A 23,951-nucleotide genomic window follows, 5' to 3' on the forward strand; every position below is an offset into this window, starting at 1 on the left:
GTGTGCGGGCAGTTGCGGGTTACTTGACGCCGCCGGCGGTGAGGCCGGCGACGATGCGGCGCTGGAAGATCAGCACGGCGATCACCAGTGGGACGGTGACGACGACACCGGCGGCCATCTGCGTGCCGAAGGGCTGCTCGAACCCCTGCGAGCCGGTGAACTTGGAGATCGCGACGGTGACCGTCTGCATCTCCTTCTCGTTGACCATCGACAGGGCGATGATGAACTCGTTCCAGGCCATGATGAAGGTCAAGATCGCCGTGGTGAACACGCCCGGGGCGGCCAGTGGCAGGATCACCTTCCGGAACGCCTGTCCCGGCGTGCAACCGTCGATCATGGCCGCCTGTTCGAGTTCGACCGGCATCTGCCGGAAGAACGTCGTCAGGTTCCACACCGCCAGCGGCAGCGCGAACGACAGACTGGGTGTGATCATGGCCTGGTAGGTGTTGATCCAGCCGATGCTGGTGAACAGCTTCAGCAGCGGCACGATCAGCGAGATCCCCGGGAACATGCTGCAGGCGATGATCAGCGCCAGCACGAGGTTCTTTCCGCGGAAGTCGAGTCGCGCCAGGGCGTATGCCGTGGATATCCCCACGATCAGGGTGAGCGCCGTGGTCACCCCCGCCACGGCGAGGCTGTTGGCCAAGGCGCGGCCGAAACCGGTGTCCGGTGCGAAGACGGCGAGGAAGTTGTCCACCGACCAGATGCGCGGGAGCGGGAAGGTGTCGTACTGGTCCGATGGGCGCCGGAAGGCGGTGATCACCATCCAGTAGAACGGCGCCAGGCAGAACCCGACGATGACGACGATCCCGAGGTTGGGCAGCCAGCGCTTCCAAGCGGGTTCCCGCCCGCAACCGCGTGCGGATGCGTGGGTGGTGGTCATGCCGTCACCGCCTTTCCCTGCTTGGAGCGGGCTTTCCGTCCCTCGCGACGCCGGTTGCGGGCCTCGCCGATGACGTCCGCGCCGAGCAACTTGACGAAGGCGAAGGCGACGAGGGCCACGTAGCCGAACATGATCGTGGCGTAGGCCGCTGCGGGGCCGTAGTGGACATTGGTGGCCTCCTGCCAGGCCAGCATGGACAACGTCTCCACCGAGTGCTTCTGCTGTCCGATCAGCACGAACGGCAGGTCGAACATGCGCAGCGCGTCCAGCAGCCGGAACAGCACCGCCACCAGCAGAGCGGGTTTGACCAGTGGCAGCGTGATGTTCCAGAAGCGCCGCCACGCGGTGGCGCCGTCGACCTTGGCCGCCTCGTAGACCTCGTTCGGGATGATCTGCAGGCCCGCGAGGGTCAGCAACCCGACGAACGGAGCGGTCTTCCACACCTCGGCGATGATGACCGCGAGCTGGGCCTGGGGGCCGTCCGCGCTCCACAGAACTTGTTGGCCCAGCATGGTGTTGGCGACCCCGTCCGGGGCGAAGATCCACCGCCACAGCAAACCGGAGACCGCGGTCGGGATCGCCCACGGCACCAACACGCTCGCCCGCACCAGGCCCCGGCCCCGGAACGCCCGGTGCATGATCAGCGCCATCGCCACGCCCAGCAGCGCCTCCAAAGTGACCGTGGTGACGGTGAAGAACGTCGTGTTGAACATCGCGTTCCAGAATCGGCCCGCGCCCTCGCCCACGACCGCGTTGGTGTAGTTGGCGAGCCCGGCGAACTGGTCACCTTCAACGACGAACCCCTCGGGGTCGACGTTCTCGCCTTCGGTGTAGAAGGACTGCCGCAACGCCGACAGGAGTGGGTACACCACGACCAGTCCCAGCACCAGCAACGTCGGTGAAACCAGCAGACCAGCGAGCCTCGCGGTCGACGCGGCTCTACCGGACGGGTTTCTCCTCCGATTACCGTCTTCGCCCGGCGTGCGCACCTGACTCAATTCGTCGGTGGGACGCTCCGCGGTCATCGTCATGACATCCCTCGCATTCGTGCGCTCGTGCGTCACGGCTTGCTCAGCTGCTCCAGCCGGCTCTGCATGTCGGCGAGCGCCTGCTGAGAGCTCTTGTCGCCGGTCAGCGCCCTGTACGCGTCGTCCTGGATCGCCTGAGTCATCTCTCCGTAGTTGATGACTCGCGGGCGTGGTTCGGCGCGGGTGATCGAGTCCTTCAGCACCGGCAGGTAGGGGTACTTCGCCTGCAGGGCCGGGTCGTCGTAGACAGAAGCCAGCGAGGGCGCCGAGGCAGCCAGGTCCAAGGCGAACTTCTGCTGCTGCTCACCGGTGCGGAACTTGATGAAGTCCAGCGCGGTCGCCTTGTTCTTGCCGTAGGCCGAGATCGCCAGGTTGTGCCCGCCCAAGCTCGACACACCCGGGCCCGACAGTCCCGGCAGCGGAGCGACGTCGAACTTCCCGGCCACCGAGGAAGAGCCGTCGGTCTTGCTCAAGCTCGCCCACTGAGCGGGCCACCAGCGCGTGAAGACGAGCTTGCCGTCCTGGAACGCCTTGCGCGACTCGGCTTCCTTGAAGGCGATCGCTTCCTTGGGGATCATCCCCGACCGGAATCCCTCGACCAGGAAGTCCAGACCGCGCTTGGCTTCCGGCGTGTTGACGTGCGGCTTTCCGTCGTCACCCACGATCTCGCCGCCGGCGCTGTGCACCGATTCAGCGAAGTTGGCGACCATGCCCTCGTACTTCTCGAACTGACCGGTGTAGCAGGACATTCCGGCGGCCTCGGGCAGCGCGAGCACCTTCGCGCACGCCTGCTGCATCTCCGACCAGGTTTTCGGTGGAACAACGCCTGCCTTGGCGAGGAGGTCCTTGCGGAAGTACAGCATCGCCCCGTCCGAGCCGTGCGGAACGGCGAACAGACGGCCGCGATACTCGGCGGTCTCCAGATTCGGCCGCAAGAACTTCGAGGTGTCGAACTGGTCCTTGGGCAGCGGCGAGATCCACCGGTTGGCGGCGAACTCCGACATCCACACGTTGTCCAGGTCCAGCACCGTGAACGCGTCCGACTTCGTCTGCGCGTTCTGAATCATCTGCTGCCGCTGGTCGTCGCCCGAGGCAGGCAGCTCGATCAGGCGGACCGGCTCCTGCGGGTGAGTTCGGTTCCACTCGTCGACGATCCTCGGGTTGAGCCCGGAGCCGTCGTCCTTGCCGGTGGCGAAGGTGATCGGCCCTCGACCTTCCAGCTCGTCGGACTGCTGCGAATTCTGGGAGCCGTTGCCGCACGCGGCGGCGAGCAGCAACGACGAGATCATGATCGATACAGTCGTAGCGCGTCTCAATTTCACGTCGATCTCCTTTGTTCGACCTCTGACTGGCTGCGCGGAGCCAGTCACGAGTTGCAGAGACGGTGTTGCGGCCGTCCGGCCACCCGCCGTGATGGGGCGATTCCCGCGGCCAGCTCAAGATCGTTGAGAAGCCGGGAACGGCCAGCCAGTGCGATGGGGGTGGCCCTGAGCTGGGCAGACCGAAGCCCTCGGCGGGTTTCTTCGTGATTAATTTAAGTGCGTAGAAAGTTAAGCTGTGTCGGCAGCCACGTCAAGGGGCGAGGTCGGCCGAATCCGAACGCAACCGCCCCAGCCCTCACGTCAGCAGTAATCGCAGTTCACATCGCCACACGGCGGCGAAGGAGCCCCCGCGTTGACCCCCTTGGGGCCGGCACCTAATCTGGGGCTTCGTTTAGAAACAGCGAAAGGGGTTGCTTGGTGGCCTCACCGTCGACAGACCACCACCGCGCGGCCGTCCTCGCCCTGGCCGGGACGTCCGGTTCCTTGAGCCGGACCGAGATCGCGCAGCGCCTGGGTCTCAGCCCGGCGACCGTGACTCAGGTGACCAAGGAACTGATCTCCCACGGCCTGCTCGAAGAACTCGCGTCAGCTCCCTCACGCGGTGGCAGACCCGCGCAGCTGCTCGGCCTGGCCGGGTCACCCAAGCGCGCGCTGGGTGTCAAGATAGCCCCGGACCGCCTCGCCATCTCCGCCGTCGAACTCGACGGGACCGTGCGCGATCTTTCGGTCCACGATTTCGATCCCACTTCCGCAGACGCGCTCGGCCACCTCACCGACACACTCGCAGCCGTGATCGACGGCATCGACGGGGACGACAGCTCGATCCTGGGAATCGGACTCGGCGTTCCCGGCGGGGTCCACGATCCCGCCGAGGGAGTCGTGAACGCAGACATCCTGGGCTGGCGCGGCCTGCCCCTCGGACGACGACTGCGAACCAGCCTCGGGCTGCCCGTGCTGGTGGACAACGACGTCAACGCCCTGGCCGCCGCCGACTGCCTCTACGGCCGAGGCCGCCAACACCGCGACTTCCTGATCGTCACCATCGGAGCCGGCATCGGAGCGGCGATCGTGGCCAGCGGTGTGGTGTACCGAGGCGCGCACGGAGACGCCGGCGAGCTCGGCCACACGCCGGTCGATCCGAACGGACCGGAATGCGTGTGCGGCAACCGCGGGTGCCTCGAAGCGATCATCGGTGATCGCGCGCTGGTCTCCGCAGCACGCCGCGAGGGTGTTCTGACCGCCGACGAGACGATCGCCGATCTCCACACCGCCGCGGACCAGGGAGAGCGACCAGCACAAGCGATCCTCCGCGACGCCGGTGAAATCCTCGGACGATCGGTTGCCGGCCTGGTCAACATCGTCGATCCCGAAACGGTAGCGATCTACGGAGAGGGAACCACCGCCTGGCAGCACTGGCGCCCGGGCTTCGAACCCGCACTCCGTGCCCACCTGCCCGCCCTCCGCAGCCACCTCCCCGTCGAAGTAGACCGCTCGGACGACCAGACCTGGACACAAGGAGCCGCAGCGCTGGTCATGGCAACACCGTTCGACACGACGGGAGTCGCCCGCGAGCAGGGCCAACAGATCCGCGCCCGGTTGACCAGCCCCCACGGTGGCCACCAGGACAACGACCACGAGCGGCGGTCCCAGCCGGTCGCGTGAACCCGATCGCCCGGGCGGAGGCTGATGGCGCATCGGGGCCGAGCGCAGATCAGGAGAGCGCCGATCACCGGCGAAGCCTCGGGTTTTGTGACCGACTGGTGGCGCGAACACCGAGGTGTCGGGTGGGTGCTGACCCCGCTGCCAGCCGTCCTGACATCCGCCACGTTGCCGGTTGTCAGGACGAGCGAGCAAGCGCCCGAACACCCCTACAGGTTGAAGGCGACCGAACGCAGGATCAGCACGACCACGAACACGGCGGTGAAGGCCAGGTCGATCGAGATCTCGCCGACGCGCACCGGCCGCAACACCCGCCGCACCGGCGCGATCACCGGCTCGGTCCCGGCGTGGGTCAGCGCGCGAGCGCGCCTCACCCAGTGCGGCCCCTCGGTCGCCGCCCGAGCCCAATCCAGCACCATCCGAGCGATGAGCAGCAGCAGGTACGCCGTCAGGACGTACCCCAGCACGGTGCCGATGAGGCTCATGGCGGACTCCTCCGATGCTCGTCGATCCGGCTTCCTGCAGTATCAACGATTCACCCCCGCAGGAAGTGCCGACGCCCCGGACGAGCAGCTGCTCACCTGCGACGCGCCCACATCCAGCCCGTTCGCTCGCGGCCGGCAGGCGTCTCAACCGCTTCCCGACGGTCACCGGGCCGGGTCGACCAGCACCTTCATCTTCTCGCCGCGGTGGAGCGATTCGAAGCCTTCCGCTACGACGTCGCCGAGCGCGATGGCCTCCACCCAGCCCGTGGTGTCGTACTTGCCCTCGGCCATCAAGGCGATGACCGCTTCGAAATCCGAGCCCGTGTAGCACAGCGACCCCTGGATGCGGGACTCGTGCATGACCAGCTCCAGCAGTGGCGTTTCGAGCGGCGTCTCGTAGATCGCGACAGCCACCACGGGGCGACGGGCACCGACCGACCCGAGCGCCGTGCGCACCGCAGCCGCGACCCCAGCCGCGTCGAAGGCCGCGTCCGCCATCGCCCCTCGGGTCTCATCCGCGACCAGCGCGGCCACGTCCACGTCCGCGGGGTCGACGGTGCGGGCACCGAGCCGCTCGATCGCCGCGCGCCGCGTCGCCGAAGGTTCGACCACCAGCGTGTTCTCGATTCCCTGCCCGCGCAGCGCGTGGAAGACTCCGATACCGATCGGGCCGGCCCCGAACACCAGCGCGGTGTCCCCGGGGTTCAGGTCGGCCAGCGTCGTCGCGTGGTAGGCGACCGACATCGGCTCGACCAGTGCGCCCAGCTCCAGCGACACCGAGTCGGGCAGCCGGTGCAGCATGTAGGCCGGCACCGTCGTGTACCGGGCCATGCCCCCGTCGGACATCAGCCCGTGAAAGCCGATCTTCTGGCAGATGTTGTAGTGACCCGCCCTGCACGGGGCGCACTCGCCGCACCGGTAGACCGGCTCGACGGCCACCCGGTCTCCCGCTGACCAGCCCGTCACACCGGCGCCGACTTCGCGGATCGTGCCGGAGAACTCGTGGCCCATGACCAGTGGCATCGCCTCGTCGGTCAAGGGGTGCGGGACGCCGTCGGGGACGAAGATCGGTCCCGCGAAGAATTCGTGCAGGTCCGTGCCGCAGATCCCGTTGAACCCGACTTCGACGAGAACCTCGCCGTAGCGGGGAGCCGGCACCGGCACCTCCTCGACGCTCAGACTGCGCCGTCCTCGGTAGACCGCTGCCTGCATGGTGTCCGTCATGTCGAATTCCTCTCGTGTGCTCAGCGGTTCCACCTGCGTCAGGAACCGGCCACGCCGTGGGGTGGAGGGAGTCGGGAACGCGCGGTGCTCGGTCGCCCGAGCCGGCCTGATACCTCACGTTGCGACGGTGATGTCCAGGTCGGGCAGGAAGCGGTAGGGCCGGTGGTCGAGCAGGTCGGCGAACCGCTTGCGCAGGCGGGACATCTCCGCGCGGACGGTGATGGTCCTGGTGCGATCGGCGAACAGGTGCTCGGCGAGATCGGCGGCGCTGTTGCCCGCCCGGTTCGCGGCCAGGTGGACCAGGATGTCGGCGTGCCTGCCGCTCAGGGGATAGGTCCAGCTGCCCGTGTCGCGGTGCACGGTCAGCGTTGGTCGGGCCGAACCGATGTCGAGCACCAGCCGGGTTCCGACCACCGACCGCTCCCCCTGCGGGCGCAGCAGGACTCCTTCGGGGAGCGGTTCAAGCGAGCAAGTCCCGAACGCGGGCAGCCAGACCTGCTCGACGTCAGCGCGTTCCGGCAGGACGACGCGGTCGGTCGGCGGCAGCCCGGTGGAAGCGGCGACCCAGCCGTGGCGGTCGGTCACCAGAGCTTGCCCGTTGAGCTTGGCCAGCAGCGGCGTCGCGATCGCGCGCAGCCTGTCGAGGCGGGTGCGGTGAGCCTCGCGCAGCCGGGCTTCGGCGAGACCGGCGACGGCGTGCACCAGTGCCAGCGTGCTGGGGTGCACGGTGTCGGCAGGCCCGCTGATGTCGACCGCACCCAGCAGTCGTCCGTCGGCGGCGTCGTGGATCGGCGCCGCGGAGCAGGTCCAGGCGTGGTGGGTGCGGACGAAGTGCTCGGCCGAGTGGACCTGCACCGGCCGGTCCTCGACCAGAGCGGTGCCGATGGCATTGGTACCGACCGCGTTCTCGGCCCAGCTGGCCCCTTCAACGAGGCCCAGGCGATCAGCGCGCCGGAACACTGTTGGATGCCCGTCCCTCCACAGCACGCGGCCGTCGACGTCGACGATGACCACGATGTGACCCGCGCTCCGGGCCACGGGCACCAGGCCGGTTCGCAGAGCGAGCAGCGCATCCTCGGTGAGACCGCAGGCGGCGCGACGTTCCTCGACCTCGCCTGAGGAGGCTGTCCGCCAGCCGCCGCCGCGGTCGGGGTCGACGCCCTGGCGGCGTACTCGACCCCAGGACTGGCGGATCAGCGGCCGCAGCTGCACGGGCGGGTGCTGCCCCGACAGCACCGCCTCGTGAACCCGGGAGAGCGCGCGCGTGTACTGGTGCGGGTCAACACCGGCGGGCACAGCGGTTTCGAGACGGTCGGTCTTCATCGGCTACTCCTGTCGGTTGGGCTGGCGCATCCGGTCGCGGCCCCACCGAACCCGGCAGTCGGAGGACCGCGATGTCCTCACGCCGATCGATTTACTGGAGACAGTCCTCCTGTTCGTGGGCGGATCTTTCATCTTGACCACGTGCGTCCTCGCCGGTAACCGCGATGTGTCGCCGAGGTGACATCGCCACATCAGACTGCTCAACCCAATTCCCACGCAAGGGTTGCAACGGGTTGCATTCCGATTCTCCTTGAATCGAATCTCGGTTTTCAGGTACGAGCATTCCGGCGCCGATGCAACCTGCCGCAACGCTGGTTACCGCTCACGACTCCGCCATACCTTTGGCGTCCCAACGGCGGCGAAGAGGAGCAACATGGCGCTGAACAAGCAGGCACTGCTGGGTGCGTATCGGAGAATGTCCGAGATTCGAGCATTCGAGGACCGCCTTCACGAGGAGAACGCGACCGGCGACATTCCCGGGTTCATCCACCTCTATTCGGGGCAGGAAGCGATCGCGGTCGGCGTGTGCGAGAACCTTCGCGACACCGACCACATCGGTTCCACCCACCGCGGACACGGGCACTGCATCGCCAAGGGCTGTGACATTCACGGGATGATGGCCGAGATCTTCGGCAAGGAGGACGGACTCTGCCGCGGCAAGGGCGGCTCGATGCACATCGCCGACCTGTCGGTGGGCATGCTGGGCGCCAACGCGATCGTCGGTGGCGCACCGTCCCTGGCCATCGGCGCTGCTCTGAGCTCCAAGACGCTGGGCAACGGCGGCGTGGCGGCATCGTTCACCGGTGACGGCGGCTCCAACCAGGGCACCGTCTTCGAGGCGATGAACATGGCGGTCGTGCTGCAACTGCCGATCGTGTTCGTCATCGAGAACAACGGGTTCGGCGAGGCCACCGGTACCGACTACGCGGTCGGCGCCCCGGACATCGCCGCGCGCGCCGCCTCCTTCGGAATGCCCGCCGTCTCGGTCGACGGAACCGACTTCTTCGAGGTTCACGAGGCGACCCGGGAGGCCGTCGAACGCGCACGCAACGGTGGCGGTCCGACCGCCATCGAGGCTCGGGCGCACCGCTGGTTCGGCCATTTCGAGGGCGACGCCCAGCTCTACCGCACGCCCGAGCAGGTCGCGGAACTGCGCCGCACCAAGGACCCGCTGTTGAACTTCCGCGCCAAGGTCGATTCCAGGAAGGCCAGTGCGAAGGAACTCGACGCGATCGAAGAGGAAGCCCGGCTCCGGGTGGACGACGCCGTGGCCAAGGCCCGCGCGGCGGCATACCCGGAGGTCGAGAGCCTGCTGACCGACGTCTACGTGTCGTACTGAGGGAACGGAAATCATGACTTCGTCGAAGAAGACCTACCGCGAAGCGGTCAAGGACGCGCTGGCCCAGGAAATGCAGCGCGACGCCACCGTGGTGCAGATCGGTGAGGATCTGCGTGGCGGCCACGCCGGAACCAATCCGGATCTGGAAACGAAGAAGATCGAGGCCTTCGGCGGCGTTCTCGGGGTCACCAAGGGCCTGTGGGGCGAGTTCGGGTCGAATCGGGTCATCGACACCCCGATCACCGAGTCGGCGATCATCGGGATGGCGGCCGGCGCGGCGCTGACCGGTCTGCGGCCGGTCGCGGAGCTGATGTTCATGGACTTCTTCGGGGTCTGCTACGACGCGCTGTACAACCAGGCGGCCAAGTTCAGGTACATGTTCGGCGGCAAGGCGCGCACCCCGCTGGTGGTGCGCGGGATGATCGGCGCCGGGTTCAACGCCGCAGCCCAGCACTCCCAGTCGCCGTACAACGTCTTCGCCGCGGTGCCCGGCCTCAAGGTCGTCGCGCCCTCGAACGCTCACGATGCCAAGGGGTTGCTGATCCAGGCGATCCGCGATGACGACCCGGTGGTGTTCTGCGAGCACAAGACGCTCTACGACACCAAGGGCGAGGTTCCCGACGATCCGTTCACGATCCCGTTCGGCATCGCCAACTACACCCGCCAGGGCACCGACGTCACGGTGATCGCGTTGTCGGCGATGGTCAACGCCGCCAACGCCGCGGCCGACAAGCTCGCCGCCGAGGGGATCTCGGTGGAGGTGGTCGACCCGCGCACGGTGTCGCCGCTGGACGAGGAGGGTGTGCTGGAGTCGGTGGCCGCCACCGGCCGGGTTGTGATCGTCGACGAGTCGGCCGCGCGGTGCGGGTTCGGCCACGACGTCGCCGCGCTGATCGCCACGAAGGCGCTCGGTTCCCTGCGTGCCCCCGTCGAGTTGGTGACGCCCCCGCACACGCCGGTGCCGTTCTCACCGAAGCTGGAGAACGCCTGGATGCCCGACGCCGCGCGGATCGAGGACGCGGTGCGCAAGGTGGTGACGGCCTGATCATGAGCGAGATCAACGCGATCGAGGTGCCCAAGTGGGGCCTGTCGATGGAGGAGGGCACCGTCACCGTGTGGCGCGTGTCGGAGGGAACCAGCTTCCGCAAGGGCGACCTGCTCTGCGAGGTCGAGACCAGCAAGATCACCAACGAGCTCGAGGCACCGTTCGACGGGCTGCTGCGGCGGATCGTCGCCCAGCCCGGCGAGACGCTCCCGGTGGGCGGAGTTCTGGCCGTGTCGGCGGCTGAAACCGTGTCCGATGCCGAGATCGACGAGTTCCTGTCGTCCCGCGGGACGACCCCGGTACCGGCCGAAGTCCCCGCCCCGGCCGAAGCCGCCGCTCCGGCAGCAGCACGCGCTCCGGCAGCGGCTCCTACCTCGACGGCGCCTCCCGTCCCGAAGCCGGAGGCGTCGTCGGGCTCCACTCAAGTGCCGGAGTCCTTGCAGGGGCTGGCCACTGGCGAGGTCTTCGCGACCCCGCACGCGCTCAAGCTGGCGGCGAAGCTCACGATCGACCTGGGCAAGGTCACCGGAAGCGGCCGTGCCGGTCGGGTCTCAGTGGAGGACGTGCACAACGCCATCCGCGCAGCTGGGGGATCAGTTGCCCCTCCCCCGGTTCGCTCCAGTCTGCCTGGCCGCTCGTCTCAGGACGACAGCGAGGTCGATGCGACCCCGGTCGCACGCAGGTTGGCCGGCAACCTTGGCATCAACCTGCACGACTGCCGGGCGACCGGTTCGCGCGGGCGGGTCTGCGAAGCAGACGTCCGCGAGGCCGAGCGGAAATTCGGCTTGGTCACGGCGAACGCCGAAGCCTCGAGCGATGCCGAGACCCCGGTGGAGTTCGAAACCGTGGCGTTCAACTCGATGCGCAAGGCGATCGGGCAGCGGCTGCAAGCGTCGAAGCGCGATGCCCCGCACTTCCGGCTCACCGCTGACCTCGAGATCGACGATCTGCTCGCGTTGCGCAAGCAGATCAACGCCACGGTGCCGTCGGTGAAGCTGTCGGTCAACGACTTCATCGTGAAGGCGTGCGGGGCGGCGTTGCTCAGAGTGCCCGAGGTCAACGTGCAGTTCGACGAGCAGACCCAGTCGGTGCGCCGCTACACCCACGCCGATGTCTCCGTGGCGGTCGCCCTGCCCTCCGGCTTGATCACGCCGATCGTCCGCAAGACCGACACCCGCTCTCTGGCATCGGTTTCCGAGGAGGTGCACTCGTTGGTCACCAAGGCCAAGAGCGGCACGCTGGCGCCCGAGGAATTCCAGGGCGGCACGTTCACGGTGTCCAACCTCGGCATGCACGGCGTGCGCGAGTTCGACGCGATCATCAATCCGCCGCAGGCAGCGATCCTCGCGGTCGGAGCGGGCACCCAGCGACCGGTCATCGCGAACGGCGAGGTCGTCCCGCGCACGATCCTGACGGTCACGCTCTCCTGCGACCACCGGGTGATCGACGGAGCGCTGGGCGCCGGTTTCCTGGCCGAGTTGAAGCGATTCGTCGAGTCACCGGCCCTGATGCTGGTCTAGGGAGTGTCCATGAGCGAGAAGTACGACGTGCTCGTCATCGGTGCCGGGCCCGGTGGTTACGTGGCGGCGATCCGCGCCGCGCAGCTCGGTCTGCGCACCGCGGTCGTCGAGCGCGACCGGCTCGGCGGGATCTGCCTGAACTGGGGCTGCATCCCGACCAAGGCGCTGCTGCACGGCGCGGACGTCGCCCACACCTTGGCGAATCTCAAGCCGCTGGGTTTCAGCGCGACCGGTGTTGATTTCGACATGGCGGGACTGGTGGAGTTCAGCCGCTCGGTGTCGGAGCGGCTCTCCAGCGGCGTCGGCTACCTGATGCGCAAGAACGGTGTCGATGTGATCACCGGTTCCGGCCGGTTGACGGGCAAGGGTGTCGTCGACGTCGACGGTGCGGAGTACCGCGCCGATCACGTCATCCTGGCCACCGGTGCGCGCCCGAGGCCAGTACCGGGTGTGATTCCCGACGGCGACCGGGTGTGGACCTACTTCGAAGCGCTGGTTCCCGCGGAACTGCCGAAGTCCCTGCTGGTGGTCGGATCCGGAGCCATCGGTGTCGAGTTCGCGAGCCTCTACGCCGATCTGGGCAGCGAGGTCACCCTCGTCGAGCTGGCGCCGCAGATCATGCCCGCCGAGGACCCCGAGGTCGCCGACCACGTTCGCACGCGGTTCGAGAAGCGCGGAATGCGCGTGCGGACCTCGACCTCGGTCTCCGAGATCGCCGTCGGCACGGATGCGGTGACCGCGACTCTGGGTGGCGACCCGATCACCGTCGACCGGGTGCTGGTGGCGGCGGGTGTGCAGGGCAACGTCGAAGGGCTCGGCCTCGAGGAACTCGGGGTCGAGCTCGACGGCGGTTTCGTGCGAACCGACCAGTGGTGCCGCACCAACGTCTTCGGCCTGTACGCGATCGGAGACGTCGCGGGAGCCCCGTGCCTGGCCCACAAAGCCAGCCACGAAGGGGTGCTGTGCGTGGAAAAGCTCGCCGGAGTCGGGCACGTCTCACCGCTCGACCACGACTACGTGCCTGGCTGCACCTACGCCCGCCCACAGGTCGCCAGCCTCGGACTGACCGAAGCACAGGCCACGGCCACCGGCCGGGAACTACGCATCGGGCGCTTCGACCTGACCGCATCGGGCAAGGCGCTGGCCCTCGGCGAACCCGAGGGCTTCGTCAAAACGATCTTCGACGCCACCAGCGGCGAACTGCTGGGAGCGCACATGGTCGGCCCCGAGGTCACCGAACAGGTCCAGGGCTTCGGCATCGCCCGCTCCCTGGAAGCCACAGCGGACGACCTCGCCGAGGTCGTCTTCGCCCACCCGACCCTGTCGGAGGCCATGCACGAGTCGGTGCTCGCCGCACTCGGCCGCCCGCTCAACACCTGACGACCTCCGGGTCCGCGGGGCCTCACACGCCCCGCGGACCCGGATTTCAGCGAGGAAGTAGAACATGACGGTCGCCCCCGAGGGACGCAGGCTGCTGCGCATCGAGGCCCGCAACGCGCGAACGCCGATCGAACCGAAGCCGGACTGGATCCGCACCCGCGCCCGAACCGGCCCGCACTACACCGAGCTCAAGGACCTCGTCCGACGCAAAGGACTGCACACCGTCTGCGAAGAAGCGGGCTGCCCGAACATCTTCGAATGCTGGGAGGACCGCGAGGCCACCTTCCTCATCGGAGGGGACCAGTGCACCCGACGCTGCGACTTCTGCCAGATCGACACCGGCAAACCCACCGAACTGGACCGCGACGAACCGCACCGGGTCGCCGAGAGCGTGCGGACCATGCGCCTGCGCTACGCCACCATCACCGGCGTCGCCCGCGACGACCTCGACGACGGCGGAGCCTGGGTCTACGCCGAAACAGTCCGCCAGATCCACGCGCTCAACCCCGGCACCGGCGTCGAGAACCTCATCCCCGACTTCGGCGGCGATCCCGGACTGCTGAAGGACGTCTTCGACTCACGACCAGAAGTGCTCACGCACAACGTCGAGACCGTGCCCCGGATCTTCAAACGAATTCGCCCCGCGTTCCGCTACCAGCGATCCCTGGACGTGCTCAGCGCCGCACGGGAACACGGGCTGGTCACCAAGTCCAACCTCATCCTCGGCATGGGCGAAACCCCGGATGAAGTGCAGGCCACCATCACCGACCTGCACAACGCCGGCTGCAACCTCCTCACGATCACCCAATACCTCCGGCCATCCGCCAAACATCACCCCGTCGAACGCTGGGTCAAACCCGAAGAGTTCGCCGAGCACTCCCGTTTCGCCACCGAAACCGGCTTCGCAGGGGTACTGGCGGGACCACTGGTGCGGTCCTCCTACCGCGCCGGACGGCTCTACGCACACGCCGTGGCCTCGACAGCGGGTGTCCCTTGAAACGCCTCGATGTGATCGCGGGTGACCTCGGTCGGGTCCTCCGCAGCGTCGTCGGCATCCGGGTCCGGGGAGTGCTCGGCGAGGTAGCCAGCGAGCTGGCCGGCGGCGAGCAGATAGTTGTAGCGAGTGGTCTCGGGATGGTTCACCGAACGCAGGCTGCGCTCCCAGTCCCGCAGGTATCCGGTCCACACCGTCGACAGGCCCTCGGTGAGCTTGCCAAGATCAAAAACAGCCATTCGAAATCTCCGTAGTCAAGGTGTCCATGAGCGGCGTGCTTGACTCCGGGAGCAAAACAAGAACAAAAAAGAGGGTCTCCACAGGCTCTGAACCGCGAAAACCCCTCACCGATATCTGGCCGGAGCTACCGCGGCGTGTCTTCTTCACCGCTCCTGGCCTCGCGAGCCTTCGGGCGATGCGTGGTGGTGATCAGTCGCCGCCGGCCCGCCGACCCCGGCACCACGTAAGCTCCGCAGAGGACGATGAAGCCCAGCAACGCGAGCGCGGCGTGCAGGAAGTTCTCCGGTGGGTCGAGGGCGAAGATCGTGCTCGACTCGTCCGCCGTGCTCTGGGCGGTGCCGTAGACGAAGAGAACCAGGAACACGACCAGTTCAGCTGCGGCGAACCACCGGATCGTGCGCAACGACCACGTCGAGATCAAGGCGAGCACCCCGGTGAGGAGCAGGAGAACGGCATGCGCCGGATTGAGTTCGAACACCACGAGCGGCTGGTCCTCCGGTGGCACCGCCAACGCGATCAGTCCCGCGGCCCCGAGCACCATGAGCAGCACGCCCTCCACGGCGTGTACGAGCCTCCACCCGAGCGGACCAGTGACGCGTTCTGCCAAAACCTGCGCTCCTCTTAGTCTTCGGCCCAGGCGTACCCGAGCGCGTGGGCGGCAAACGAAGGCGGGGCGCAGCCGGGCTCGCCACGACCGCTCGGTAGCGCGATCGTGGCCAGCACCGCCGCGAGCCTGCTCAGCTCCGGTCCGCGCCGCCCGCCTGCGCAGGGGCCGTCATCGCCCAGCGGATCGCGCCCACGATGCCGTGCCCGCCGAGGCGGACCGCCGTCGCCTCGGTGACCGGCAGGTAGGGCAGGCGCAGCGGCCACCGCGCCCACGCGGGCAGTTCTGCGACCGCCGCGGAAGCCAGGAAGGCGTAGGGGACCCGGGCGACCACCGGCACCGCCGGATCGAGCAGCAGGAAACGGGCGGCCGCCCGAGCTTCGGGCGTGCCCTGCAGTTCCGGGCGGTAGGCCGCGAGCCGTGCGGCCAGCTCGGCGCGGTCGCGCGGTGGATCGACGACGCCGAGTTCGGTGCCGATGCGCGCCATGTCGTCGATGTAGGCGTCGCAGGCGTCATCGTCCAGCGGCACCGCTCCGTAGTGCTGGTGGCATCGCAGGAAGCTGTCCACCTCGGCGACGTGGACCCAGCCCAGCAGGTGCGGGTCGCTGGCGCGGTAGGTCCGCCCATCGCGGATCGAGCCGCGCACCTTACGGTGCACGCGGCGCACGGTGGCCACCGCGTCCTGGGCGTCGGAGGCGGTGCCGAAGGTCGTCACCGCGAGGAAGGTGCTCGTGCGCTGCAGGCGCCCCCACGGATCTCCCCGATATCCGGAGTGCGCGGCCACGGCCGCCATGGCCAGCGGGTGCAGCGATTGCAGCAGCAGCGCCCGCAGCCCGCCGACGAACATGGCGGCATCGGCGTGCACCCGGCGGATCGGCCGGTCCTCGGAGAACCAGCGCGGGCCCGGCAGGCCGTGGATGCGGGCCCGCTTGGCCGGACCATCGGCGCCGGCGACGCGTTCGAACAGCGCGGCTCCCCAACGCTGCCGCAGCAACGTCAGCGGACCCAGCACCTTCTCCGACGTCACGGAACCAGCATGGGCCTCCCACCGGCCTGGAGGCCAGGGCGCGAGCGGATCGGTGTCGGCGCCCCCGCAGGCCGGTCGCCGCCCGCGGGAGCAGCGGGCTCAGGAGCACCGCAGGTGTGGTCGTCGACGACCGGTGGCCGCGCGTGGTGAGGAGGTCAACGCTGGTACAGCCCGACCATGGTTCCTCGCGCCACTTCGCTGTCGGCCAACGCGCGGTTCAGCTCGTCGAGTCCGGAGTCAGAACCGAGATTCAGCGGCCGGTTGCTGGCGAAGACGTGGAAGAAGTACCGGTGAGCGGCATCGCCGACCGGTGGCATCGGACCGGACCAGCCGTACTCGCCGAAGTCGTTGCGTGATTCCACCGCACGCGCGGGTGCTTCGCCGTGGTCAATGCGGTCCACGGAGGGTGGCAGCGACGAAACCAGCCAGTGCAGGAACGTGCCGTTCGGGGCGTCCGGGTCCGCGCACACGACGGCGAGCTCGACGGCGTCGTCGGGCACGCCGTCCCACTCCAGCGTCGGCGCGATGTCCTCGCCGTCCTTGCTGGACCAGCGCGGGAGCACGTCGTGGTCGTTGAAGGTGCTGCTGCGGAGGTGTATGCCGCCACCTTTCCGGTCCCGCTCGCGTCCCTTGCCGCCGGGCTCGCCCGACGGCCGCTCACCCAGCGGGCCTTGCGCGCGATCGTCCGACGGCCGTCGCGGTGGGTTGTCCCGCTGGAGCTCGCGCTGGGTGACCCGGTCGGCGTTCTCGTCCGACATGCCCTCGTCGCTGTGCTTCTTGCGGCGCCGGGCGCGCGCGACGTCGTACTGGTGGCTTCCGGGTTCCGGCATGACCGCACTCCCCCTCGACACCCGATCACCCGGGTGGTCGGCGTGAACTCTGGTCACCCAGCGAGTATCCGCGCACTCCGGTGGTGAAACGCCCGTCCTCCTGTCCGATGCGCGGCGCACGGACGGAGGCGATCGGGCAACGAGCCGTGGAGACATCACTTCGCCAGTGCTCGCAGTACCGGGCCATGAACCCGCTTGGAAAGGCGCTCATCAAAGCAGCCGCCTACCTGCAGCCGCACGAGGTGCCGAACAGCGAACATCGGGCGGGTCGGTTCCGGCGAATCTGCACGCGCCTTTGCTGAGAAGTCAACCAAGGTTGGTCCCAGCGGGACGGGCTGCTCCGGCTCCGACGAACAAGACGCCAGCGTTCGTCGTGCGGGGTCGTCGGGCAATGGTGTCGTAGGCGGCCCAGATGCTGACCTGGGTGGCGGTGAGGACCGGACGGCCGGCAGTTTCGTCCAGTCGCTCGGCGATCGCGGCGGTGTGCAGTGCGGTCTCAGGCAGGACTACGGCTTGCGCCTGGTCGTGCAGGCATGCTTGGACCAGCGCGTCGATCTGGGTGCTGGTCCAGTCGGCGAGTTCGCGGTCGGACGAGGCATCGGCGTCGACGCGGCTGACGGTGGTTACGCCGGCCTCGGCGAGGCGCTGGATGAAGTGGTCGCTGGCTGAGGGGTGATAGACCGAGGCCAGCGCCACTCTGGTCAACCCGAGATGTCTCACGGCATGCTGAAACGCCGATGTGGTGCTGACTGTGGGCAGTCCGGTCAGACGCCGCAGGGTGTCAAGCTGGTGGTCAACGCCGTGCTCGCCATGCAGGAAACTGGCGCTGGTCACGGCGAAGATTGCCACGTCGAATCCGTGAAGTGCATGGATCACCTGTTGGAGGTGGGTGTCTGAGCCGAGCGTGCGGACCGCGGCGTAGGTTTGCTCGGTGCCTAGCACGGTGAGGTCTTCGGCCCCTTCTGGCCAGGGGAAGTGGACCGGGACGAGCTCGGCCGGCGGCGAACATCGTGCGGCGATGTCGATGAAGTCGTCCTCGGCAGCCTCCGGAGTGGGATAAAGCAGCGCGAATCGGATCACCCTTGCGAGTATCGCAGTAGAACCACTCAGTCGTGGTCGCCCCGGACATCGTGCAGGAGTCGCTCGTGCCATCGCGGCGGTGCCGGGCGTGCAGTGGTGGTTCGATCCGGTCGATAGACCACATGCTGCCCAGTCATTTCTGCACGCACCACCTTTCACTCTCGAAAAATCTAGCCACGCGCCGACATATAATGCGAATTAGCGGACTTGCAAAAACTTGCAAAATCTGAGGTGGCAGTTCCAGAATAGATGGCGCAGGCTGATTGACAAGAGGTTGACCAGCACAGATCAAGAGGATGACAGGCTGCGTAACGATAGTTCCTCTAGCCAGGCACTGGGGAGCGGAGCAGCTCGCGTGGGATCGTCCCCGGTGCTCACCAGTGGAATTCGTTGGAAATTGTGTGACAAACACAGCCGAGGAAGTGGTGAGTGATGACGTTGGCGTTTGATCCGCTTTTCCGTGATCTCAATCGGCTGACCAGTGAGGTGTTCGGCAGCTCCCGGGCGCCGCAGACCATGGCCATGGATGCCTACCGGACCGGGGATTCTTACGTGGTCGAGTTCGACCTGCCCGGCATCGACCCCGATTCGCTGGAGGTCAGCGCGGAGAACAACACCCTGACCGTGCGAGCCCAGCGCCCTGAGCGCACAGGCGGCGATCGCGAGATCAGCTACCTGACCGCTGAGCGGCCCCGAGGCACCTTCTCCCGCCAGCTCACGCTCGGCGGCGGCCTGGATCTGGACAACATCCGCGCCGACTACACCGACGGGGTGCTGACCGTGACCTTGCCGGTGGCCGAGCAGGCCAAGCCGCGGCGCATCGAAGTGGGCCACGGAAGCGGCCGCAAGATCATTGAAGGCTCCAGCTGAGTGACGCTTGTGTCCGGGCCCGCAATGGCTGCGGGCCCGGACACGCCGTAAAGCACGCGAGGTGGAGATGACCGATCAGCCCCCGACTAGCCGGGCCACCACTGCCTTCGACGATGACGATTACCCGGCCTACACGATGGGTCGCGCCGCCGAGATGCTCGGTGTCACCCCGGATTTCCTGCGCAGCCTCGATGCCGCCGGGCTGCTGGCGCCGGACCGTTCCACCGGCGGGCACCGCCGCTACAGCCGCACCGAACTCGCCCTGGCCGCCCGCGTACGCGAACTGCTCGACTGCGGCCTGACCGTCCTCGCCGCCGCCTGCCGCATCGCCGAACTCGAACGCGACCTGACCACCGCGCGCTTGCGTATCACAGAGCTCGACAACACCGGCTCCACGGCCAGAACCGAGCAGACAGCCCAGACTCCAACACCCGCTGACCAGCACGCGCACGAGACCAGACACCGGCAAATGCTCTCGCCGCATTCGACGCTGGCGAACCGGCCCGGCCCACAAGACACCTCGCCCGCCGAGCGGTGAAAGGCAGTCGGCGGTGGGGATCTAGCGAGTGAGCTTGACTCCGGACGGGCGTTAGCAGCTGCGCACCGCGCGGCACCCAAGCCTGTACAAGTACCTCAACCAGGGCCGAGAGCAAGGGACCGGATCATCCCGTCCCCGCGGCGCCTGCCCTCGTGGATCATGAGCAGGCCTGCCGATCTGCCCGATCAGCGCCGCGCCCGGCTGCTCAAACTGCCCAGCAACTCGGCTGTCAGGTTTGCCGTCGAGGTCGAGCATCAGGGCCGCGGGCTTCGCTGATGGCGTCTTCGGCTAGCCTCGCCAGCTCGCGTGTCGCTCGCGATAGCGGGCGACCCCTTTTACGGGCGAACGCGATGGTGTCGAACAGCGGCTCGGCGAAGGACGCCGTGTGTAGCCCGGCCGGGAAAGCCGGACTTCTGAGCAGGGCGGACCCCACGATCGTGTCGCCGACTCCGGCGGCGACCAGCTTCAACGCCGCTTCGACGTGCTCGATCTCAATCAGGGGTTCAACCCGAACGCCGGCCAGCTGAGCGCGGTCGGCGAGTTGCCGGCGAGTCGGGTCCTTCCAGCCGAAATGGGCGTCGTAGAGCACGAGGCGGCGTTGTGCGAACTGTTCGATCGTGATTCCTGCGGCCGCCACGCTGTTGGGATCGGCGCTGACGTAGAGCACCTCGTCTTGCATGAGCGGGGTGATGATCAGGTCGTCCTCGTCAACGGGCAGCACGACCAGTCCGGCTTCGATCTCTCCCGCGGAGATGGCGGCGGCCGTTTCGGCCGAGTTCTGCCCCACGAGCCGCACGCGCACCGCTGGGTACTTGCGGTGGAAGGTCTGCACGAGGTTGCCCAGCAGGTAGAAGTCGGCGTTGCGCAGCACGCCGAAGGTCGCGGTGCCGCCGCCGAGTGATCCCAGCGATGTGACTGCTCTCGCGCCCTCCTCAGCTGCGGCGATGCTCTCCCGCGCGTAGGGCAGCAGTTCGGTGCCGGCGGTGGTCAGCGACAACCGCCTCGATCCTCGCACGAAGAGCACGGCATCGAGCTCCTCTTCCAGCCGTCGGATGAGTTCTGATACCGAAGCTTGGGCAATGTCCAGTTCCGAGGCCGCCGCGGTGAACGACCCCAGGCGCTCGGCGGTGACGAAGGCGCGCAGTTGGTTCAGCGTCATCGTTGTGCGACACCTCCGCGTCGGAAGATTTGGCGTTTCGACATGGTCACGACGCCGTAGCCCGGACCACCGTTCATCTGGGAGTCCAGCGCAAGCACAGGCTTACCCTATGGCTGGTGTAGCCACAACCGCCTACCCCTATACCGAGAGCTGACCTACCGTTCCTTCAACGCGGAGGGAGACCGACCGAGAGTCGCAGCACAAGAGATCTCCATGGTGGCCGCGGGAACACTGGCGGGCCTGAGCGACGAACAGGAACAGGTATGACGGCAACGACACGAACCAACTCAGCGAAGGCCACCACAGCCGGTGCCATCGGCAACTTCATCGAGTGGTTCGACTACAGCATCTACGGATTCATGGCCGTCACGATCTCGGCCGTCTTCTTCCCGAGCCAGGACCCCACTGCGGCCCTGCTGGCCACTTTCGGAGTTTTCGCCCTACCGGTCGTCACTCGCCCCCTCGGCGGTGTGGTCTTCGCCCGCTTCGGAGACAAGATCGGGCGCAAGCGCACGCTCGCGCTGGTGCTCGTCCTGATGTCGCTGTCGACCGGCGCCATCGGTCTGATTCCCAGCTACGCGACGATCGGCGTCGCCGCACCGATCCTGCTCGTCCTCGCCCGAATCGTGCAGGGGTTCTCGGCTGGTGGCGAATACGCCGGCGGAGCCGCACTGATCGCTGAAAGCGTGCCGGCCAAGCGGCGCGGAGTGATGGTCAGTCTGATGCCCTCCAGCACCGGGTTTGGGCTGTTGGCCGGGTCCATATTCTCGTTCGTGCTGGCCGGCTCGCTGACTGCGGATCAGCTGCAGAGCTGGGGATGGCGGGTCGGTTTCCTGGTCGCGATTCCGTTGGGCCTGATCGGCCTCTACATCCGGCTGCGTCTGGAGGAGACGGCTTCGTTCAAGGAACTCGCCGACTCTGACGCGGTCGCGTCCTCCCCCGTCCGCGAGACCGTGCAAACTCAGCTGGCCAATGTGCTGAAGGTCGCGGGAATTGCCCTGGGGCAGACCGTCTGCTACTACGTCGTTCTCGTTTACACCCCGACGTTCCTGCGCACCGAGCTCGGCTACAGCGCCAGCAGTTCGCTTGTCACGACCTCGCTGGCCATCGCCGCCTACGCCCTGACCATCCCGGTGGCCGGCCACCTGTCGGATCGAATCGGGCGCAAGCCCCTGCTGTTCTTCGGTTCGATCTCCATGCTGGTGTTGATCTTCCCGACGTTCGTGTTCATGGACGGCGGCAGCCTCGCGCTGATCGGCGTGCTGCAGGTCGTCGCGGGCGGTTTGGCGCTGGGCTGCTACACGGGTCCGCTGGTGTGCACGTGGGTCGAGTTGTTCCCGACCCGGGTGCGCTATACCGGTGTCTCGCTGGGATTCAACCTCTCGGTCATCGCCTCGGTCTCCTCACCGTTCTTGCTCACCTGGCTCATCTCCGCGACGGGCAGCGACTTGATGCCTGCCTGGTACGTGGCCATCGCCGTCACGGTCTCCTTGCTCACGCTGTTCGTGCTTCCCGAAACCGCACCCTCCAAGGGAGGCCACGACCACATCACCCCCGTGGGGGAACAGCTGCCGACATGGGAGGCGGATGCCGCTGACGACCAGCCGGGACAGCACCTGTCGAGGCCTTGAACTGCGAGAACCTGACCGGAAGGACTCCACATGGTTGCCTCCACCGCGAACGGATCCCGCCCCGGCGGTGACATCACTCCCGAACGCGTCTCCGGCCTCCCACCCGGACCGCAACGGGTCTGGGTCGAGGTCCCTCGGCAGGACGGCTACCCCGCCGCCTGGTGCTACTCCGACAAACGGTCGTACCTACCGGGCGAGACGGTGAACCTGTTCCTTTCCGCCACTGCTCCCGAGCTGGACCTGCGGATCTACCGCGATGGGTTCCACGAGACAACCGTGCACCGGAGCCACCTCAACTCGGTCGGCTTCCAGCCCGTCGCGGCCAACGCGTACGAGACCGGGTGCGACTGGAGTGTCACGACCACATGGTCACTCCCCGACGACCTGCAACCCGGTCCATACCTCGTCGAGATGCGCGACCCCCACGCCCCGGCGGGAGCGCGTCCGCTCGGGCACCACTTCTTCGTCGTCCGGAGCCCGACAGCCCGACCCGAAGCGCTCGTGCAGGTCCTCGCCACCTGCACCTGGTCGGCCTACAACGACTGGGGCGGAGCGAATCACTACTTCGGCCTGCACCCCAACACCGCCCGGGGACGTTCCCCGGTCCTCTCGACGCAGCGCCCGTGGGCACGCGGGCAGGTGTGGCTGCCCGACGGCGCCCCACGCATGGTCAGCGCCACTCGGCCAAGAACACCCCAGCCGCCCCGTTACGAATTCGCCGAGTGGGCCTACCTCAACGGGTACGCGAAGTACTACGCCGCAGCGGGCTGGGCCACCTACGAACGTCACTTCTTCCGCTGGGCCGAGGGCAGCGGCTACGAGATCGACCTGCTGGTCCAGGAGGACCTCCACGGCAACCCCGAGGCGCTATCGCCCTACCGGTGCGCGGTGTTCAGCGGCCACGACGAGTACTGGACCGCGCAGATGCGAGCCCACGTCGACGAGTACGTCACCGCGGGCGGTCACGTGGCCCGGTTCGCCGGCAACTTCATGTGGCAGATCCGACTCGACCTGGAACACGGCAGGCAGATCGCCTACAAGTACGACGCGGCCGACCACGATCCCGTAGCCGGAACCGAGGAGCAGCACCTGCTCACCGCCGCTTGGGAAGACCCCGCGGTCGGCAACCCCGGCGCCACGACGTTCGGGGTCAACGCACTACGGGGGATGTACGCAGGCTTCGGCGCTTTCGCACCACGATCCTCACGCGGCTACACCGTCTTCCGCCCCGAACACTGGTCGCTCAACGACACCGGCCTCGGCTACGCCGACACCCTGGGCGATGAAGCCGCCGTGTTCTCCTACGAGGTCGACGGCCTCGACTACGAATTCCGCCACGGCCTCCCCCATCCGAGCGGAACCGACGGCGCACCTGAAGGCCTGCAGATCATCGCCATGAACTGGTCCACCGCAGCCGAGGACGGTCGCGAGTCCGACAAGAGCTACTTCATGCTCGGCGACGGAGACGCCCGATACCGCGCCAGCATCGCAGGCGAGGACTACACCGAGCAGAACCGGCGCCGCTTCGCCCGTGGAGCCGGCATGGTCGTGTCGTTCCCACGCGGCGCAGGCGAAGTGTTCACCGCAGGCACCTGCGAGTGGGTCAACGGTCTGCGCATCGGCGACCACTCCATCACCACGATCACCGACAACGTTCTCCGGCGCTTTCACCCGTAACGGCGCCTCGTAAACCCAGAAGCACGGATGACGCAGCCTCCGCGTTACCGAGTCCCGGAGCGGCTGTGAGGGCCGGAGCAACGAGGTCAGACC

The 23,951-nt window shown here is 67.6% G+C and carries 20 protein-coding genes and 2 pseudogenes; 10 read left to right on the forward strand and 12 right to left on the reverse strand.

All coding sequences use genetic code 11. The annotated features are described in order from the left end of the window. Nucleotides 1-19 precede the first annotated feature (19 nt). Genes AB0J78_RS08470 through AB0J78_RS08480 form a run of 3 tightly spaced genes read right to left on the reverse strand, consistent with a single transcriptional unit; the run spans nt 20 to nt 3,200 of the window. Nucleotides 20-883 (reverse strand): carbohydrate ABC transporter permease, encoded by an 864-nt coding sequence (locus tag AB0J78_RS08470; RefSeq protein WP_363788038.1) that lies wholly within the window; start codon nt 881-883, stop codon nt 20-22. Further along, nucleotides 880-1,908: a sugar ABC transporter permease gene (locus AB0J78_RS08475; protein WP_363788040.1), complete on the reverse strand. Its 1,029-nt coding sequence runs from the start codon at nt 1,906-1,908 to the stop codon at nt 880-882. Before AB0J78_RS08475 ends, AB0J78_RS08470 begins: the two co-directional genes overlap by 4 nt. Before the next feature lie 35 nt (nt 1,909-1,943). Next, entirely contained in the window at nt 1,944-3,200 is a 1,257-nt protein-coding gene (locus tag AB0J78_RS08480) for an ABC transporter substrate-binding protein (RefSeq protein ID WP_363788041.1), read from the reverse strand. Nucleotides 3,201-3,650: 450 nt separating this feature from the next. On the opposite strand from AB0J78_RS08480, the gene AB0J78_RS08485 reads away from it, so the two are divergent. Continuing rightward, a complete protein-coding gene (locus AB0J78_RS08485; protein WP_363788042.1) occupies nt 3,651-4,895 on the forward strand; it encodes an ROK family transcriptional regulator in 1,245 nt (414 codons plus the stop codon). 206 nt (nt 4,896-5,101) lie between these two features. On the opposite strand, the gene AB0J78_RS08490 is transcribed toward AB0J78_RS08485, so the two are convergent. The 3 genes from AB0J78_RS08490 to AB0J78_RS08500 all read right to left on the reverse strand — a co-directional run bounded on the left by AB0J78_RS08490 (nt 5,102) and on the right by AB0J78_RS08500 (nt 7,924). Continuing rightward, nucleotides 5,102-5,377 (reverse strand): YggT family protein, encoded by a 276-nt coding sequence (locus AB0J78_RS08490; RefSeq protein ID WP_363788043.1) that lies wholly within the window; start codon nt 5,375-5,377, stop codon nt 5,102-5,104. A gap of 162 nt (nt 5,378-5,539) precedes the next feature. Then, nucleotides 5,540-6,601 (reverse strand): 2,3-butanediol dehydrogenase, encoded by a 1,062-nt coding sequence (locus AB0J78_RS08495; RefSeq protein WP_363788044.1) that lies wholly within the window; start codon nt 6,599-6,601, stop codon nt 5,540-5,542. A 114-nt stretch (nt 6,602-6,715) separates the two neighbouring features. Beyond that, the gene (locus tag AB0J78_RS08500) at nt 6,716-7,924 is read right to left on the reverse strand and encodes a GAF domain-containing protein (protein WP_363788045.1); all 1,209 of its coding nucleotides are present in this window, start codon (nt 7,922-7,924) and stop codon (nt 6,716-6,718) included. Between the two features lie 373 nt (nt 7,925-8,297). On the opposite strand from AB0J78_RS08500, the gene AB0J78_RS08505 reads away from it, so the two are divergent. The 5 genes and pseudogenes from AB0J78_RS08505 to lipA form a co-directional block, all read left to right on the forward strand. Beyond that, the gene (locus tag AB0J78_RS08505) at nt 8,298-9,263 is read left to right on the forward strand and encodes a thiamine pyrophosphate-dependent dehydrogenase E1 component subunit alpha (protein WP_363788047.1); all 966 of its coding nucleotides are present in this window, start codon (nt 8,298-8,300) and stop codon (nt 9,261-9,263) included. Between the two features lie 13 nt (nt 9,264-9,276). Then, nucleotides 9,277-10,308 carry an alpha-ketoacid dehydrogenase subunit beta gene (locus AB0J78_RS08510; protein WP_363788048.1) on the forward strand — a complete coding sequence of 344 codons (1,032 nt, stop codon included), beginning with the start codon at nt 9,277-9,279 and terminating at the stop codon, nt 10,306-10,308. Nucleotides 10,309-10,310: 2 nt separating this feature from the next. After that, nucleotides 10,311-11,828 (forward strand): 2-oxo acid dehydrogenase subunit E2, encoded by a 1,518-nt coding sequence (locus tag AB0J78_RS08515; RefSeq protein ID WP_363788050.1) that lies wholly within the window; start codon nt 10,311-10,313, stop codon nt 11,826-11,828. Nucleotides 11,829-11,837: 9 nt separating this feature from the next. Beyond that, a complete protein-coding gene (lpdA, locus tag AB0J78_RS08520; RefSeq protein ID WP_363788051.1) occupies nt 11,838-13,208 on the forward strand; it encodes a dihydrolipoyl dehydrogenase in 1,371 nt (456 codons plus the stop codon). A 64-nt stretch (nt 13,209-13,272) separates the two neighbouring features. Beyond that, nucleotides 13,273-14,178: pseudogene (lipA, locus tag AB0J78_RS08525) on the forward strand (lipoyl synthase); the annotation flags it as partial. On the opposite strand, the gene AB0J78_RS08530 reads toward lipA, so the two are convergent. The 5 genes from AB0J78_RS08530 to AB0J78_RS08550 form a co-directional block, all read right to left on the reverse strand. Further along, nucleotides 14,166-14,441, reverse strand: a complete 276-nt coding sequence (locus tag AB0J78_RS08530; RefSeq protein ID WP_363788053.1) for a hypothetical protein — start codon at nt 14,439-14,441, stop codon at nt 14,166-14,168. The pseudogene lipA and the gene AB0J78_RS08530 overlap by 13 nt on opposite strands. A gap of 125 nt (nt 14,442-14,566) precedes the next feature. Further along, nucleotides 14,567-15,049, reverse strand: a complete 483-nt coding sequence (locus AB0J78_RS08535) for a DUF4383 domain-containing protein (RefSeq protein ID WP_363788055.1) — start codon at nt 15,047-15,049, stop codon at nt 14,567-14,569. 130 nt (nt 15,050-15,179) lie between these two features. Further along, nucleotides 15,180-16,073: an oxygenase MpaB family protein gene (locus AB0J78_RS08540; protein WP_363788056.1), complete on the reverse strand. Its 894-nt coding sequence runs from the start codon at nt 16,071-16,073 to the stop codon at nt 15,180-15,182. A 155-nt stretch (nt 16,074-16,228) separates the two neighbouring features. Continuing rightward, complete coding sequence (locus tag AB0J78_RS08545) at nt 16,229-16,903, reverse strand: YbhB/YbcL family Raf kinase inhibitor-like protein (RefSeq protein WP_363788057.1); 675 nt, start codon at nt 16,901-16,903, stop codon at nt 16,229-16,231. A 306-nt stretch (nt 16,904-17,209) separates the two neighbouring features. Continuing rightward, nucleotides 17,210-17,983 carry a decarboxylase gene (locus tag AB0J78_RS08550; protein WP_363788058.1) on the reverse strand — a complete coding sequence of 258 codons (774 nt, stop codon included), beginning with the start codon at nt 17,981-17,983 and terminating at the stop codon, nt 17,210-17,212. A 432-nt stretch (nt 17,984-18,415) separates the two neighbouring features. Here AB0J78_RS08550 and AB0J78_RS08555 point away from each other — a divergent pair, with 432 nt between their 5' ends. Together AB0J78_RS08555 and AB0J78_RS08560 are read left to right on the forward strand one after the other, a co-directional pair. Then, on the forward strand, nt 18,416-18,853 hold the full coding sequence (locus tag AB0J78_RS08555) for an Hsp20/alpha crystallin family protein (protein WP_363788138.1): 438 nt from the start codon (nt 18,416-18,418) through the stop codon (nt 18,851-18,853). A 67-nt stretch (nt 18,854-18,920) separates the two neighbouring features. Further along, a pseudogene (locus tag AB0J78_RS08560) lies at nt 18,921-19,193 on the forward strand (helix-turn-helix domain-containing protein); the annotation flags it as partial. A gap of 427 nt (nt 19,194-19,620) precedes the next feature. On the opposite strand, the gene AB0J78_RS08565 reads toward AB0J78_RS08560, so the two are convergent. Beyond that, nucleotides 19,621-20,550, reverse strand: coding sequence for a LysR family transcriptional regulator (locus AB0J78_RS08565; RefSeq protein WP_363788059.1), 930 nt, complete (start codon nt 20,548-20,550; stop codon nt 19,621-19,623). Between the two features lie 263 nt (nt 20,551-20,813). Between AB0J78_RS08565 and AB0J78_RS08570 the strand changes: the two genes are divergently transcribed. Further along, nucleotides 20,814-22,181 carry an MFS transporter gene (locus AB0J78_RS08570; protein ID WP_363788061.1) on the forward strand — a complete coding sequence of 456 codons (1,368 nt, stop codon included), beginning with the start codon at nt 20,814-20,816 and terminating at the stop codon, nt 22,179-22,181. 30 nt (nt 22,182-22,211) lie between these two features. After that, nucleotides 22,212-23,858, forward strand: coding sequence for a N,N-dimethylformamidase beta subunit family domain-containing protein (locus AB0J78_RS08575; protein WP_363788063.1), 1,647 nt, complete (start codon nt 22,212-22,214; stop codon nt 23,856-23,858). The last annotated feature ends 93 nt before the right edge of the window (nt 23,859-23,951 follow it).

Origin of the sequence: Saccharopolyspora sp. NPDC049426 (assembly GCF_040676935.1) — a bacterium.
Taxonomy (GTDB): Bacteria; Actinomycetota; Actinomycetes; order Mycobacteriales; family Pseudonocardiaceae; genus Saccharopolyspora.

What these genes read in the sequence shown, in the direction of transcription:
- AB0J78_RS08470 (WP_363788038.1), bottom strand. Translation starts at nt 883, where the DNA reads ATGACCACCACCCACGCATCCGCACGCGGTTGCGGGCGGGAACCCGCT.
- AB0J78_RS08475 (WP_363788040.1), bottom strand. Translation starts at nt 1,908, where the DNA reads ATGACCGCGGAGCGTCCCACCGACGAATTGAGTCAGGTGCGCACGCCG.
- AB0J78_RS08480 (WP_363788041.1), bottom strand. Translation starts at nt 3,200, where the DNA reads ATGATCTCGTCGTTGCTGCTCGCCGCCGCGTGCGGCAACGGCTCCCAG.
- AB0J78_RS08490 (WP_363788043.1), bottom strand. Translation starts at nt 5,377, where the DNA reads ATGAGCCTCATCGGCACCGTGCTGGGGTACGTCCTGACGGCGTACCTG.
- AB0J78_RS08495 (WP_363788044.1), bottom strand. Translation starts at nt 6,601, where the DNA reads ATGACGGACACCATGCAGGCAGCGGTCTACCGAGGACGGCGCAGTCTG.
- AB0J78_RS08500 (WP_363788045.1), bottom strand. Translation starts at nt 7,924, where the DNA reads ATGAAGACCGACCGTCTCGAAACCGCTGTGCCCGCCGGTGTTGACCCG.
- AB0J78_RS08505 (WP_363788047.1), top strand. Translation starts at nt 8,298, where the DNA reads ATGGCGCTGAACAAGCAGGCACTGCTGGGTGCGTATCGGAGAATGTCC.
- AB0J78_RS08510 (WP_363788048.1), top strand. Translation starts at nt 9,277, where the DNA reads ATGACTTCGTCGAAGAAGACCTACCGCGAAGCGGTCAAGGACGCGCTG.
- AB0J78_RS08515 (WP_363788050.1), top strand. Translation starts at nt 10,311, where the DNA reads ATGAGCGAGATCAACGCGATCGAGGTGCCCAAGTGGGGCCTGTCGATG.
- lpdA (WP_363788051.1), top strand. Translation starts at nt 11,838, where the DNA reads ATGAGCGAGAAGTACGACGTGCTCGTCATCGGTGCCGGGCCCGGTGGT.
- AB0J78_RS08530 (WP_363788053.1), bottom strand. Translation starts at nt 14,441, where the DNA reads ATGGCTGTTTTTGATCTTGGCAAGCTCACCGAGGGCCTGTCGACGGTG.
- AB0J78_RS08545 (WP_363788057.1), bottom strand. Translation starts at nt 16,903, where the DNA reads ATGCCGGAACCCGGAAGCCACCAGTACGACGTCGCGCGCGCCCGGCGC.
- AB0J78_RS08555 (WP_363788138.1), top strand. Translation starts at nt 18,416, where the DNA reads ATGACGTTGGCGTTTGATCCGCTTTTCCGTGATCTCAATCGGCTGACC.
- AB0J78_RS08565 (WP_363788059.1), bottom strand. Translation starts at nt 20,550, where the DNA reads ATGACGCTGAACCAACTGCGCGCCTTCGTCACCGCCGAGCGCCTGGGG.
- AB0J78_RS08570 (WP_363788061.1), top strand. Translation starts at nt 20,814, where the DNA reads ATGACGGCAACGACACGAACCAACTCAGCGAAGGCCACCACAGCCGGT.
- AB0J78_RS08575 (WP_363788063.1), top strand. Translation starts at nt 22,212, where the DNA reads ATGGTTGCCTCCACCGCGAACGGATCCCGCCCCGGCGGTGACATCACT.